The 14103-nt window shown below is 69.4% G+C and carries 13 protein-coding genes and 1 pseudogene; 9 read left to right on the forward strand and 5 right to left on the reverse strand.

Annotation, left to right across the window (positions count from 1 at the left end; genetic code table 11):
• Positions 1-1151: transposase (locus tag AB0B64_RS54875; RefSeq protein ID WP_358202902.1), on the reverse strand; the 1151-nt coding region annotated here is incomplete at its 3' end.
• Between the two features lie 66 nt (positions 1152-1217).
• Between AB0B64_RS54875 and tnpA the strand changes: the two are divergent.
• Positions 1218-1505: pseudogene (gene tnpA / locus AB0B64_RS54880) on the forward strand (IS200/IS605 family transposase); the annotation flags it as partial.
• A 144-nt stretch (positions 1506-1649) separates the two neighbouring features.
• Here the strand turns inward: tnpA and AB0B64_RS54885 are convergent.
• The gene (locus AB0B64_RS54885; RefSeq protein ID WP_358202461.1) at positions 1650-2600 is read right to left on the reverse strand and encodes a WYL domain-containing protein; all 951 of its coding nucleotides are present in this window, start codon (positions 2598-2600) and stop codon (positions 1650-1652) included.
• A gap of 90 nt (positions 2601-2690) precedes the next feature.
• On the opposite strand from AB0B64_RS54885, the gene AB0B64_RS54890 reads away from it, so the two are divergent.
• Positions 2691-3113, forward strand: a complete 423-nt coding sequence (locus AB0B64_RS54890; RefSeq protein WP_357957331.1) for a VOC family protein — start codon at positions 2691-2693, stop codon at positions 3111-3113.
• Here the strand turns inward: AB0B64_RS54890 and AB0B64_RS54895 are convergent.
• The 3 genes from AB0B64_RS54895 to AB0B64_RS54905 all read right to left on the reverse strand — a co-directional run bounded on the left by AB0B64_RS54895 (position 3097) and on the right by AB0B64_RS54905 (position 6200).
• The gene (locus AB0B64_RS54895) at positions 3097-4245 is read right to left on the reverse strand and encodes a glycosyl hydrolase 53 family protein (protein ID WP_357957333.1); all 1149 of its coding nucleotides are present in this window, start codon (positions 4243-4245) and stop codon (positions 3097-3099) included. The two genes, AB0B64_RS54890 and AB0B64_RS54895, sit on opposite strands and share 17 nt — an antisense overlap.
• A 128-nt stretch (positions 4246-4373) precedes the next feature.
• On the reverse strand, positions 4374-5654 hold the full coding sequence (locus tag AB0B64_RS54900; RefSeq protein WP_358202475.1) for an adenylate/guanylate cyclase domain-containing protein: 1281 nt from the start codon (positions 5652-5654) through the stop codon (positions 4374-4376).
• A 153-nt stretch (positions 5655-5807) separates the two neighbouring features.
• A complete protein-coding gene (locus tag AB0B64_RS54905) occupies positions 5808-6200 on the reverse strand; it encodes a hypothetical protein (RefSeq protein ID WP_358202481.1) in 393 nt (130 codons plus the stop codon).
• Between the two features lie 101 nt (positions 6201-6301).
• Here AB0B64_RS54905 and AB0B64_RS54910 point away from each other — a divergent pair, with 101 nt between their 5' ends.
• From AB0B64_RS54910 to AB0B64_RS54940, 7 genes are all read left to right on the forward strand, one after another.
• Positions 6302-8752 carry a DUF4132 domain-containing protein gene (locus tag AB0B64_RS54910; RefSeq protein WP_358202492.1) on the forward strand — a complete coding sequence of 817 codons (2451 nt, stop codon included), beginning with the start codon at positions 6302-6304 and terminating at the stop codon, positions 8750-8752.
• A gap of 99 nt (positions 8753-8851) precedes the next feature.
• A complete protein-coding gene (locus tag AB0B64_RS54915; protein ID WP_357957341.1) occupies positions 8852-9349 on the forward strand; it encodes a MarR family winged helix-turn-helix transcriptional regulator in 498 nt (165 codons plus the stop codon).
• Positions 9309-10322 carry an ABC transporter ATP-binding protein gene (locus AB0B64_RS54920; protein ID WP_357957343.1) on the forward strand — a complete coding sequence of 338 codons (1014 nt, stop codon included), beginning with the start codon at positions 9309-9311 and terminating at the stop codon, positions 10320-10322. The genes AB0B64_RS54915 and AB0B64_RS54920 overlap by 41 nt, the downstream gene beginning before the upstream one ends.
• Positions 10319-11125: an ABC transporter permease gene (locus AB0B64_RS54925; protein ID WP_358202508.1), complete on the forward strand. Its 807-nt coding sequence runs from the start codon at positions 10319-10321 to the stop codon at positions 11123-11125. Before AB0B64_RS54920 ends, AB0B64_RS54925 begins: the two co-directional genes overlap by 4 nt.
• A gap of 129 nt (positions 11126-11254) precedes the next feature.
• On the forward strand, positions 11255-11938 hold the full coding sequence (locus AB0B64_RS54930) for a hypothetical protein (protein ID WP_357957347.1): 684 nt from the start codon (positions 11255-11257) through the stop codon (positions 11936-11938).
• Positions 11939-12069: 131 nt separating this feature from the next.
• On the forward strand, positions 12070-12873 hold the full coding sequence (locus AB0B64_RS54935) for an SGNH hydrolase domain-containing protein (protein WP_358202518.1): 804 nt from the start codon (positions 12070-12072) through the stop codon (positions 12871-12873).
• 29 nt (positions 12874-12902) lie between these two features.
• On the forward strand, positions 12903-14093 hold the full coding sequence (locus AB0B64_RS54940) for an acyltransferase (protein WP_358202526.1): 1191 nt from the start codon (positions 12903-12905) through the stop codon (positions 14091-14093).
• The last annotated feature ends 10 nt before the right edge of the window (positions 14094-14103 follow it).

Genomic DNA, 14103 nt, shown 5'->3' on the forward strand with positions numbered 1-14103 from the left:
ATCGCTTGGCTCTTGCGGCTCTTCTCGTCCACCTTCCCGCACGCAGGTTCCGGGCACGTCTGGGACGTGTACGCGGGGTTGATCTTATGGATGACACTGCCGGTGTAGCGGGCCTTCGAGCGGAGGGCGACTTCCAGGCCATACCAGCCCTTGTCGAGAATCGCCGTGTTGAGCCCGGATTTCGCCGCCGCGCCGTTGCGCAGGAACCTGCCCGGCCGGCCGGGGTCGGGCTTCGGCTTGACGGCCGTGCTCATGCCCTTCGTATTCAAATCCTCGATGACCACGTGCCCGTACACACCGGTGAGCCGGTGCGCGGCCTGTGCGTTGAAGTCAGCGCGCCGCCACCGGATGCGCCGCATGACCTCACTCATCGCGGCCACGACCCTCTGACGCCGCCTCGATCCCTTCTGCGTGCGGGCGAGTCGGCGTTGCAGCCGTAGATACCGTTCCGCCTGGCCGGGCGTGACATACCCGAGATCGCCCTGCCGGTCTTGTTTCGTCTCCCGTGGCAGCTGCAGGGAGGAGACACCGCCGGTTCCGGCGTGGCGGCGGTCGAAGAACTCCCCGTCCGAGGTCACGGCGGCCGTGACCACCCCCCGGTCCACCCCCACCCATCCAGGGCAGGCGTGTTCCTCACGCTCGGCCATCCCATCCTCAACCAGGAAGCTGATGAACCAGTGCTTGCCGTCCCGGGACACGGTCGCGGACCTGACACTCCCCCCGAGCGGACGCGACATCCGAAACCGCGCCCACCCGAACTTGGGCAGCAACACCCGCCCCCACCTGCGGGCGATCCGCTCCACCGGCAGGTGCTTGGCGGTGGGGAAGCGAAACGAGGGCCGCCACTTCGCCTTCGACTTCCAGTGCACTGTCCACGTGCCATGCCTGCGGCACGCCTGGTCCAGGTCCTTGAGGGTCTGCTGGATCACCTGGGCGGGGGCATCGGCGAGCCACTCGCAGTACGGGTCCTTCTTCGCCTCGGCGAGCTGCCCGCACTGCTCGGCATAGTCGATCCACTGCCCGCGCCGCCGGTAATCCCGCCGCTGTTCGAGACCGGTGTTCCACACCGCCCGGCAGATGCCGCCCAGCCTCTCGGCGAACGCCCGCTGCCCGAAGTCGAACTCCAGGCGATACTTCCGGCCCGCCAGCATGCGCAACACCCCCTCTCCCACAGGACGCTCACGTCTCCCCGACTCGAAAACAATATCGTCTGGTCTATGAGCCAGGAAGTGGAATATCGACGAGGCAGACACGTGGTTTCCGCGATGCACGCCCATCTGGTCTTTATCACCAAATATCGCAGAAACGCCTTCGACAACGCGATGCTGCGCCGCTGCGAAGACATCATGATCGAGGTATGCAACGGTTTCGAGGCCGAACTCCGCGAGTTCAACGGCGAACACGACCACGTCCACCTGCTCGTCCACTACCCGCCCAAGGTCGCGATCAGCAAACTCGTCAACTCGTTGAAGGGCGTCTCCTCGCACTACCTGCGCAAGGAGTTCACCGGCCGCATCCTCCACGCTCCACGCACCGGGATGCTCCGCCTGCGGCGGGCCATCTCCCACAGGCGGCTGCATTCGCCCCCGGCCTGAAAGCTGAGACTTTCTGCGAACCTTCTGTAGGTTTGAGCCCCGATCGCTGCCAGGTCAACGTTCGCCGGCGTACTGGCCGGCCAGCTCGGCGCCGATTCGCGCCAGCTCCGCCTGGACCGTCCGCGGCTCGACCACCTCGATCATCGCGCCCCAGCCGGCCAGGTTCCTGGCGATGTCCAGCGGGGTCGGCGCGGCGAGGCGGACCCGGACCCGGCCGTGGTCGAGCTCCCCCTCGGTGTGGCAGTGCCGTCCGAAGTGGGTACGCAGCACCGGCACGAACCTGGCTTCGATGATCACGGTCGCCCACGTACGCGAACGCCGCCGCTCCACCTCCCCCACGACCTGCTCCCACGCGTCGGCGAGCGTGAAGTCGTCCGGCCGCTCGGCGGTCTGGTCCGTCGGCTCGGCCTCGATGATCCGGTCGATCCGGAAGGTTCGCTGTCCGCGTTCGGTCCCGGCGATCAGGTACCAGATGTCGTCCTTGTCGATCAGGCCCCACGGGTCGATCAGCCGTTCGCTCCGCTCCCGGGCGCTGCCGGCGTAGGTCAGTCGGACCTTCCTGCGCCGGACCACGGCGGCCTGGAGCAGGTCGACCAGCTCGGGGCGGCGGCGATCACGCTCGCCCCAGCGGGTGGGGTCGATCATCGTCGCGCCGGCGGCGGCCTCGGCGTCGGCCCGGAAGGTCTGCGGCAGCGCCCGTACGAGCTTGCGCAGCGCCGCCTTGGCCTCACCCGAGACGGCCGCGGCCGGTCCGACCAGCAGGAACAGCGCCTGCGCCTCGGTCGCCGACAAACCGCTGAGATCGGTACGGGCGCCGCCGACGAGCGACCAGCCGCCACCGCGTCCGGCCTGCGGATAGACCGGGATGCCCGCCGCGGACAGCGCCTCCAGATCGCGGCGGGCGGTTGCGACGGACACCTCGAGCTCGCCGGCCAGCTCGGCGGCGGTCACCCGGCCACGGCTCTGCATGAACAGGAGGGCCGCGACGAGCCGGTCAGCGCGCATGTCCCCATCTTCTCCAAGAAAGTGGTCAATTGGTGAGCACTTTAGCTTGGAGGATGGTCATAGTCACCGACCGAAAGTAAGGAACACCCCATGTTGCGTGGACTCACCACCGTCAGCTTCTTCGCCGACGACGTCTCGGCCGCCCGGGACTGGTACACCGAACTGCTCGGCATCGAGCCGTACTTCTTGCGCCCGGTCGAGGGGCCGCCCGCGTACATCGAGTTCCGCCTCGGCGACTACCAGCACGAGTTCGGCATCGTCGACCGCCGATTCGCCCCGCACGGCCGGTCCGACCAGGCCGGCGGCGCGGTGATCTACTGGCACGTGGACGATGTCGAGGCCGCCTTCGAGCGGCTGCTGTCCCTGGGCGCCACCGTGCACGACAAGCCGGTCGAGCGGGGGCCGGGATTCGTCACCGCGTCCGTGGTCGACCCCTTCGGGAACATCCTCGGCGTGATGTACAACGAGCACTACCTGGAGATCTTCGGGACGCGGCCTACGGAGTCCATCTGATGCCGGGATTGATGCCGCCGGTCCAGTTGAAGGTGGCCATGTTGTCCCACTGGTCGCCGGTGCCGTTGATGTTGGCCGGGTCCCAGCCGTTGCCGGAGATGGCGTACCAGGTCGGTTCCCAGTAGAAGACGCCGATCGCGCCCGCGCCGCGCGCCGTGTTCTGGACCGCGGCGAACTCGTTCGCCTGCCCCGCCCAGGTGGCCGGGTAGCCCGAGCACGGCGCCGAGCCGGTCACCACGTTCCCCTCGCTGTCGGCGTTGGCCGCGGTGAACGGGTAGGCGGTCTCCGCCACGATGACCGGCTTGCCGTACCGGGACCTCGCGTCGTTGATCACCGTGGACAGGGTGGACAGCGGGCCGTGCCACATGCAGTAGTAGGACAGGGCGGTGATGTCCCACGGCACGCCCTTGGCCCTGATCCCGTCGTAGAACCAGCGGGCGTTGGCGAGGCTGTCGGCATCGGCGGTGTGGATGATCACCTGGGTTGCGCTGTTGCACGCCTTGGTCGCGTTGTATCCGGCCTTGAGCAGCAGGCTCAGGTTGGTGAAGTCGTTGTTGATGACCTTGCCGTCGTTCCAGAGCATCCCGACGTTGATCTCGTTGCCGATCTGCACGCTGTCGGGCGTGGTGCCCTGCGCCTTCAGGCTGTTGCAGACGTCGTAGGTGTAGTTGTAGAGGTCCGTCTGGAGCTGGCCGATGCCGTGACTCGCCCACGCCGCCGGCTTGAACTGCTTGCCCGGGTCGGCCCAGGTGTCCGAGTAGTGGAAGTCGATCATCAGGCCGAGACCCTTGGCCTTGACCGTCCTGGCGTAGGCGAGGACCTTCGCCTTGTTGTTGTAGCCGCTCGCCGGGTTGTTCCAGACGCGTAAGCGGACGTAGTTGACGCCGACGCCGGCGAGGATGTCCAGCGGGTCGGCGGCCGTCCCGGCGGCGTTGTAGTACTTGGCACCGAGGTCCAGGCTCCGCTGGAGCGACGAGACGTCGGCGCCGCGCATGGTCAGCGTGGCGGCCGAGGCGGGGGCGGGGTTCACGAGTGCGACGGCGAGCAGTGTCGCCAGTGCGAGGAGGAGCGTGCCCCCGATCCTCCAGGGGCGGTTCAGGTGGTTGACGGCCATCCCGATCTCCTTGCTCAAGAAATGGGCGGGCTCCTCTGCGAACGTTCACAGAGGCTCTTGAGCGCTCCTCTGTGAACGTTCACAGACCCTCTTGAGCATGAGGATAAAGAAGGATCTCCCGCCGGGGAAGGGTGGTTCCCGGGAATTCAGCCCTCGAAGAAGGTCAGCTGGACCCCGGAGACCGTACGCCGGACGGAGGCGAACCCGTCCAGCTGGGCGCGCTCACTCCCGGCCTCGCTCAGCCGCTCATGTACGGCCTCGCTCAGATAGACGTGACCGGGCCTGCCGAGATCCTGCGCCATCTTGGAGGCGAGGTTCACCGGCGCGCCCGCGACATCCCACCCACCGCCCGGCGTCTCACCCGCCAGCACCGGCCCGGCGGCCACCCCGATCCGGCAGACGATCTCATGCTCGGCCAGGCCCGCGCGCAGGCCCTGCGCGAAGCGTACGGCCGGCGCGACCTCCTCGAACAGGTAGAGAGCCAGCGGTCCAGCGATCTTGATCTCCACGGCACCCCGCTCGGGCATGAGCCGGAGCCCCGCCTCCCTCAGCACGGCCGACAGGGCCAACCCTCTCAGCAGCCCGAGCTCAGGCGTCTCGGCCGCGGCGACGCTCCGCTCGACCAGAACCACCGTCCGGTCCTGAAGATGCTCGGCGGCCAGCCGCCGGGCCAACTCGACGTCCTCGGGACGACCCTCCAGCCTCAGCAGGTCGGCGTAGAAGGCCGCGGAGTAGGGAATCGGGTAACGCAGCTCCTCGGCGACCGGCCGCACATCGTCCGGACGGGGGCCGTCGAGCACCTGATAGACGGCGCCGACCAGGCTCTCGGGGCCGTCCTTGCGTCGCAGGACGAAGGCATGGTCAGGCGGCAGCCGGTCGACGACCGCCCCTGTCACCACGAGCTCCCCGCCTTCGGTGTGGTTCTCCGCGATGTCCTCGATCGCGTCCGCCTCCGGGCCGTACAGCCCACCGGCCAGGCCGTAGAAACTCCCGTAGTGCGTACCGATGCCGATCCGTACGCGGCAATGGCGTTCGATCTCGTCCTGGACCTTCAGCAGGGCCGACAGCAGCACCCCCGCCTCCGCCGATTCCGGATGGAACATCTGGGCGTTGTCCGCCGCCCACACACCCACCGCCTCGCCGCCGATGGCCCTGGCGTGGGTGTGCAGGATCCGCTTGGGCCGGTCGATGAGCGCCAGCACCTCCAGCAGACCCAGCCGCTGACTGAGCTTCGTCAGCCCGGCCGAATCGGACACCACGTTGTAACCGCGGACCGCGAATCGGCTCAGCAGCCGCCGCGCGTCCTCCTGGCTTTGACCGGTGTCACGCCACTGCTCGATCAGCGCCAGCGGCAGACCGGCCGCGGAGCGCGGCTCGGTGTCGAAGGTGCTCGGGATGTATGCGCCCGTGGGGGGTTCGGAAGCCACCCGACCACCGTATATCACTCAGCGCACTTGTATAAACGCTCTCTGTGATCGACTCGCGCGGCCGAGGAGGCGCTGGCGCGAGCGGGCGCCAGGGACGACAGCCGCGCCGCCAACCAGCAGCGGCGGTCTCTGCAGGACGCCGCCGCACCCGTCTCAGCCTCCGACCAGCGGGACAAGCTTGACGAACGAGATCACCGGATCCGCGGTCAGGTCGATCGACTCGTCCAGATCCTCGATCTGACGATCACCGACCAGCAGGAGGAACCCGTTGCGCGCGAACGCCCGCTCGGCGATGTCCGCCTGACGCTCCCAGTCGATCCGCCGTGCCGCGCGCATCCGGTAGCCGTTCAGCTCGACCTCGGCATCGTCAGGCTTGACCAGCCCGTTGAACCTGGGCGAGGGCGCCGCGTTGTACCGGGCGCCCTCCTCGCGCACGCGCAGCCGCAGCAGCTCACGCGCGGTGATCCGGTCCGGCAGGCCGGGCAGCGTGAACTCCTCCAGCGGCCGGCCACTCGCGCTCTCGTCACGGAAGGTGACCTGGGCCATCGATGATCTCCTGTGGTAGTGGGATGACCCTTGACTATCAGCCGCCTCCGACAAACCGGCCTCCGGCGAATTCTGTCGGACGGCTTCGGCATGATCCAGGCATGCGCGAACTCACCGTCGACGAGACGGTCACGGCCGCCTTCGCGTCCACGAGCTGGATCATGGAGGCGATCGTCCAGGAGCTTGAGCTGGAGGGACGGTCATACTCCTGGCTCTGGCCGGATGACCGGGACGAACGGCGTGACGAGAAGCTGCGGCGCCTGGCCCGGAATGTCCGGCAGGAGTGGGTGGGACGGCTGCGTCACACGGAAGGCGCCGACCGCCGGGCCGCCGTGATCTACCTGGCTCAACCCGGGCTGGACGAATACTACGAAGAGCTGGAGCCGGCCCTGTCCGGCTCCAGCGGCTGGACCGCCACCGACGTGGCCGCGCTGCTCTCGGTCGTGCGCAGCCGGAGGCTTCACTACTGGGACGCCACCTGGGTGTGCCAGGTCGTGGACCCGGTGCTGGAAATCGACGTCGCCGAGCGGCAACACCTGCGCGAGCCGTTCACCCGGCTGATCGAGGCCATGGCCCACGTCCCGCTGCCTGCCGACGACCGACGACGTCTGCACCGCCGGATCGCGCTGGCCCTGCCCGGCGGTCCGACGACATTGCCGCTGTCGGCACTCGTACGCGCCGACGCCTGGGCCTCGTCCGTACGCGATTACCTTGGGGACGCGCCCGCACCCCACCTGGTCAAGCTGGTCGAGCATCTGTGCGAGGTACATACGCCTCGGCCCACCCAGACGTGGCGCGCCCGCTGCCTGACCCTGCTGGAGCCCGCCGGTGCGCGGGAGTTCGTGCGGTTCGCGCTGACGGCCTTCATCCGCGAGGTGTCCGACGACGGCAACCGGCGGATGGTGTCCGAGGCGAACACGGATGTGGCCCGCGGGACCATCTGGGCGGCGACGCTGGCCCGGGTCGACGATCTGGCGGCCACTCTGACCTGGTTGGCCGTCCATCTGGGTGGTGACCGCGCCCGATTCACGCAGGATCTGGTGATCGCCGGAGCCGCGATCAACGCGCTCGGCGAGGGCGAAGACCCGCAGCCGCTCTGGCGGCTCCAGACCTCGATCAAGCACCGGGCGCTGCGCAAGCAGATCGACACCGCGCTCGCCACGGCCGCCGGACACGCCGGGATCACACCGGCCCAGCTGCTGGAGCGGGGCGTGCCGACCCACGGACTCGCCACCGACGGCACCCGGTCGTGGCGCCTGGGCGACCACACCGTGGTGCTGACCGTCCGGGACGCGGTCACCGTACGACTCGGCTTCACCGCCGCCGACGGCACCGCGGTCCGTGCCCTTCCCGCGGCGGTGAAGGAAACCCATGCTGAGGAGCTCAAGGCCATCAAGGCCGTCCAGAAGGAGGTCCGCCAGACGCTGGCGGCCGAGCGCGCCCGCTTGGAGGGGCTGTTCACCGTCGACCGGACCTGGTCGCACGAGGAGTGGGCCCGTCACTACCTGAATCATCCGATTACCGGGGTGGTGGCGCGCGGGCTGATCTGGGAGGCGGATGGGACGGCCTTCCTGCCCGGCGACGCACCGCCCGGGGCCGAGGTCCGGCTGTGGCATCCCGCGCGCGCCGCGCCGGCGGAAGTGGCGGCCTGGCGGGAGACGGTGACCGGGCGACGGCTGCGCCAGCCGTACAAGCAGGCCTTCCGGGAGGTCTACGTGCTCACCCCCGCCGAGGAGAGCACAGGGGTCTACTCCCATCGGTTCGCCGCCCACATCGTCGACCACCCGCGGCTGTACGCGCTGCTCAAGGAGCGCGGCTGGCAGACGCTCTGGCTGCGCGCCTTCCACGGCGAGCAGGAAGCCGTGGCCAAGAAGGAACTGGCGGAGGGCGCCTGGCGGGTCCGCTTCCGCTACGAGACCGCCGCGGTGGCCGACCACGAGGTGACCCTTGCCGCCACCGACCAGGTCCGTTTCGACCGGCGCGACGGGCGCGCCTGGCGGGAGACGCCACTGGCGTGGGTTCCGCCGCTGGTGTTCAGCGAGGCGATGCGGGACGTGGACCTGTTCATCGCGATCACCTCGATCGCCGCCGACCCGGACTGGATCGACCGGGGCGAGGACGGTTTCAGCGGTGGAGAGCGATTCGGCGGTGAGGAGCGTTTCGGCGGTGACGAGCGTTTCGGTGGGTACGTGCGAGAGGCCGCCTTCGGCACGCTGCCGCCGTCGGCCGAGGTCCGCCGCGACGCACTGGCCCGGATCCTCCCCCGTACGGCGATCGCCGACCGCTGCACGCTCACCGACCGCTACCTGGTCGTCCGCGGCGACCTGCGCACCTACCGGATCCACCTGGGCAGCGGCAACATCCTCATGAGCCCCGGCGACGTCTACCTGTGCATCGTCACAGCCCGTAAGCGCGACGCCAAGCTGTTCCTGCCCTTCGAGGAGGACGGCCGCCTGGCTCTCATCCTCAGCAAGGCCTTCCTCCTCGCCCACGACAGCAAGATCACCGACGAGACCATCCTCCAGCAGATCCGCCGGGCAGACGTCACCTGATGGCTGCGGACGACGAGCCGGCCGACCCCAAAAGCTATGGGGCAAAAATATATGAGCTCGTAATGTATGGCACCAAACAAAGTCGCTATCCTGACGAACATGACATCTGGCCATTCAGCGGAGTCCGACCTCCAGCAGGCGCCACTCCCCTATCTGGTGTCGATCGCGGGAAACGTGCTGAACAGCCGCTGGAACGCTCTGTTGAGCCAGGAGCACGGCGTGTCCGTCGCGGGGATGAACGTGTTGCTGGCCCTGAGCCGCGGGTCGGGCACCCACACCGAGATCGCCCGGCGCTGCCGGGTGCACGTCTCCACACTGACCGGGATCGTGGACACGCTCGCCCGCGATCACCTCGTGGACCGTCTGCGGGACACCGTGGACCGAAGAAAGGTCCTGCTGGTGCTCACGCCGCGCGGCAAGAAGATCACCGAGCGCGTGGGGCACGTCCTGAGCGAGGCGCCCCCGCTCACCCCCAGCCTGCCGGATCCCGAGCACGAGGCGATCATCCGCACGTTCCTCATCGGCACGATCGAATTCGACGAACGGGAGGCCACTCGTGCCCGGATCGCAGACACAGAGAGCGGCGAAGGTCGATGACTCCGCCGTCGCCATCGACGCCCTGGTCAAGAGATATCCCGGGGCTCCGGCGAACGCCGTAGACGAACTCTTTCTCGAGGTCCGCCCAGGAGAGATCTTCGGCCTGTTAGGCCCCAACGGCGCGGGCAAGAGCACCACGATCGGCATCCTCACCACCCGCGTCATCCCCACCGGCGGCACGGCCACCATCCTGGGCGTGGACGTCGTGGCCCGCCCCGTGGCGGCGCGCCGGCTCCTGGGCGTCGTGCCCCAGGTCAACAACCTCGACCGCTCCCTCAACGCCTGGCAGAACCTGGTCTTTCACGCCGCCTACCACGGCGTGCCGCGAGCGGTCCGCAAGGCCCGGGCCACCGAGCTCATGGAGTCCTTCGGGCTCATCGGGCGGGGCCGCGACAGCGTCAACACCTATTCGGGTGGCATGGCCCAGCGCCTGCTGATCGCCCGAGCCCTGATGCACGACCCTCGCGTACTGTTCCTCGACGAGCCGACGACCGGGCTCGACCCGCAGGCGCGGCTCTTCGTGTGGGACCGGATCCGCGAGCTGCGCGCCGCGGGGGTGACGGTCGTCCTGACCACGCATGACATGGACGAGGCCGCCGACCTGTCGGACCGGGTCGGCATCATCGACCACGGCAAGCTGCTCGCGCTCGGCACGGTCCACGCGCTCACGCGTGGCCTGGAGGGGAAGAGCCTGCTCGACATCACTCTCGGGCAGGTCCCCGGGCCTGCCGTCCAGGAGCTGCCGGACGTCCTGGCCGGTGTCGACGGCGTCGAAAGCGTGAAGTCCGCACCCGCCGGGCCTGCCTCGAGCGAGACGCGTTTCCGGCTCTATGTGAGCCGCGACCCCGCCGCCGTGCTCGGACCAGTGGCGCAGCTGCTGGCCAAGCGCGACTGCCCCATCACCAACGTCCAGATCGGCGAGCCGAGCCTGGAGGACGTCTTCATCACCCTCACGGGGAGGAGCCTGCGATGAGCGTGCCCGCCCAGACGGCCGTCCGCAGGGGTGTCAGCCCGCTGCGCGTGGTCCTCGCGATCCTGTGGCGCGATGCCGTCGTGACCTGGCACGACATCATCTCGGTACTCGCCCAGGTCGTGCTCCAGCCACTCGTCATGCTCTTCATCTTCGTCGGCGTGCTCGGCCGCCTGGCCTACGTCGACCCCTCCTACAACAACGTGCTGCTTCCCGGCGTGGTCGCGATGAGCGGCTTCGTGGCGGCGCTCCAGGCCGTCGCCCTGCCGCTGATGATGGAGTTCGGCTACACGAAGGAGATCGAGGACCGCCTGCTGGCGCCGGTCTCGATCTCCCTGGTCGGGCTGGAGAAGGTGCTGGCGGCGGCGCTGCGCGCGCTGTTCGCCGCCGCGGTCACGCTGCCCGCCGGCATGCTGATCATCCAGGACGCGACGTTCCGGGTCGACGGCCTTCCGCTGCTCGTGCTGTCGGTCCTGCTCGGCGGCTGGGCGGCCGGGGCGATCGGGCTGATCATCGGTACGCTGCTGCCGCCCGGCAAGGTCGGCATCATGTTCGCCCTCATCATCGCGCCGATGCTGTTCACCGGCGGCACCCAATACCCGTGGCCCTCGCTCGGCGAGCTGCCCTGGTTCCAGGTCCTGACGGCGCTCAATCCGATGACGTACTCGAGCGAGGGAGTCCGGGCGGCGCTGGAGCCGCAGGTGCCGCACATCGAGCCGTGGATCTCGATCGTCGTACTCACCGGCTCCTGCGTGGTGCTGACCGTCATCGGGATGGTGAGCTTCCGCCGCCGGTCGCTGACCTGAGGAGGCCGCCATGACCTCCACCCGCCTCGAGAAGCCGCGGCTCGACGGGAGGACGTTTACGTCGTGAGCGGCGCGGGCACCGATGGCGAGGGTGATCAGATGCCTGGCAGGTACACACGCTCCACGGACGTGCGGGGCATTCTGCCGCGCGTGTGGCCGGCCGTGCTGGCGATCGCGCTGGCCTTCGGAAGGGGCTATCTCGACGCCTACGGCCCAGCGGGCTGGGTCGGGGTCGTCCTGGCGATCATCGGTTTCTTCGTCGCGGTGGCACCGATCGGCCTGGCGTTCTTCAGATGCACCCGGGTGTTACTGAGCCTCGCGATGGGCATGGCGCTGATCTACTGCATGAACCTGGCCGACGAGGCCGTGGCGCGGCAGGCGCTGGCCCAGCGCGGCCAGGTGAGCGACTGCCTGGTACGCCAGGAGACCCCGCAACAGCGCACCGTCACCGACACCCACTACCAGCCCGGCACCTCACCCGGCGACCCGGGCACCACGTGGACGTCCACGCGCAGCGAGACCTACTACGACTACCGCCTGGCCTGCTCGCAGGGCGGTCCGGACTCGATGACGACGCGCATCTCCGTGGCGCGGCCGGGCACCACCCTCGCGGTCCTCTGGGACCCCACCGGACGGATCGACCCACGCCCGGCCGCGCCCGGCGACACTCCGGCCGAGGACTTCCGCGCCGCCGGGTTGGCGGGAGGAGCAGGCGTCCTGCTGGCCCTCCTCGACGCCGTGCTCGACGCCACCGGCTTCCATCTCAGACTTCCCCGCTGGCTGACCGCGCGCCGCTTCCGGCGACGCCGCTGATCGACGCCGCTGATCGACGCCGGGAACCGCTCCACCCAGACGCAGGGGCGCTGCCTTCGTGACAGCCCATCCCCCGTTGTGTGATGAAACGATGACAACGCGGTTGACCTCCGGAATCGTCTGCTTGCCTGATGGTCATGCAAGCGACTCCCTATTTCTCCACTGGCCTCCGTCGTACCGGGGCATTCCTGGCCGTGGCCGTCGCGGTCGGGGCCACGCTCGCGGGTTGCGGCGCCTCCACCGCCTCCACCGCCTCCACCAGCGATGGACAGCAGACTGCGCAGGCCGCGGCCGGCGTCAGGGTGTTATGGATGGGTGACTCCATCGCGGGCGCGCAGGCCCCGGCTCTGGAAGCGGCGCTGAAAGCCGGCGGTGTGGCGTTCAAGAACGCCACGTCCGACGGCGGCGGCAACATCGTCGCCGGTGACCATCCGGTGACGGCCATGGCGGCCAAGGACACCTGGAAGACCCTGAAGGCGAACCTCGCCTCCTTCCGGCCGACGGTGATCGCCTACCAGATCACCAGCTACGACTGGGGCACCGCCCGCCAGCAGCTGTCGGCCTACCAGAAGCTCGCCCGAACGGCCCAGGACGCCGGCGCCCGGCTCGTGCTGGTGTCCGCCCCGCCGTTCAAGATCGACGAATTCTTCAAGCCGCACGAGAACGCGATCAAGAGCGCGCCCGCGATGGCCGCCAAGGCTGCTCACGCAAGCTACCTGGACGCCTCCGAGCTGTGGGGCAGCGACTACGCCGCCGGCAAGGCCCAGCGCGCCAAGGACGGCATCCACTCCTGCCAGCAGGGGTCGGCGGCCTTCGCCACCTGGTTCGCCAAGCGGCTCGGCGAGCTGGCCGGCTTCACCCCGGCCGCCCCCAGCGTCTGGGCCACCGGGCCGTGGACCGGCGACGAGCGCTACGCCAAACTCGGCTGCGGCTGATGGTGCCGGCTCCTCGGGGCGAGGGGTTGATGGTTTCAGCTCCGCGACGCGCGCACATCGGCGCGCTTGACGGGCTGCGCGGGCTCGCTGTCACCGCGGTCCTGCTGTTTCACGCCGGGCAGATGCGTGGCGGGTTCCTGGGCGTCGACCTGTTCTTCGTCCTGTCCGGCTTTCTGATCACCGGCCTGCTGCTGGAGGAGCTCGGCGGCGGCGGCCGGCTCAACCTGACGGCCTTCTGGGGGCGCCGGGCCCGCCGTCTCCTGCCCGCGCTGACCGTCATGGTCACGTCGACGCTGCCGCTGGCCTGGGCGTTCGCCAGGCCGGACATGCTGAGGTTCGCCCTCCAGGACGCGCCATGGGTGGCCGCCCAGAGCGTGAACTGGCACTATATCCACGAGCAGCTCGGATACTGGGATGCTGCCGGCACCCGCTTGTTCGCCCATCTGTGGAGCATCGGCGTCGAATGGCAGTTCTACCTGGCCTGGCCCCTGGTGGTGGCATTGGCCGGGAAGGGGCCCGGCGGGCAGCGGCGAGTGGCGCTCGTCGCGGTCGCCGGTGCGCTCATCTCGCTCCTGCTCATGATCAAGCTCGGGGCGGCCGTGGACACCACCCGCGCCTACGAGGGCACCGACACCCGGGCCTTCTCTCTCCTGCTCGGCGCGGCCGCCGCCACGGCGCCCGTCCGAGACGCCGTGGCCGGCCTGCCGCGCCTAGCCGTGGACGCGATCTGTGTCCCGCTGCTGTGCGGGCTGTCCGCCTCATGGCTGCTGACCGGCGGGGAAGAGGCCCCGGGTCTGTTCCAGGGCGGGATGTTCGCGCACTCCCTGGGCAGCGCCGTGCTGATCGCGCTCCTGGCCCGTACGCCGGACGGTCTCGTGGGCAGGGTGGTCGGCAGCGCAGCGCCGCGACGACTGGGCGAGCTGTCCTACAGCCTGTACCTGTGGCACTGGCCGGTCTATCTGCTGCTGCCCCGGCCGGTGGCCGGGCTCGACGGCCGGGGCTGGACGATCGCCGCGGTCGGACTGTCGCTGCTGGTCGCGCTAGTCTCGAAGGCCGTGGTCGAGGATCCGGTACGACTGCGCGCCCGGTGGGCCACCGGGCGGCGCGGATGGGCGGCGCTGGCCGTCGCGGGAGTGACGGCGGTGGGGCTGTGGGCGGCGATACCGCGGCCGCGACCCGGCGCCGGGACGGTCGATGTGAGCATGCTGAACCAGCCGTAGCCGGAGAGAC

Source organism: Nonomuraea sp. NPDC049129, from assembly GCF_040648495.1.
GTDB lineage: Bacteria > Actinomycetota > Actinomycetes > Streptosporangiales > Streptosporangiaceae > Nonomuraea.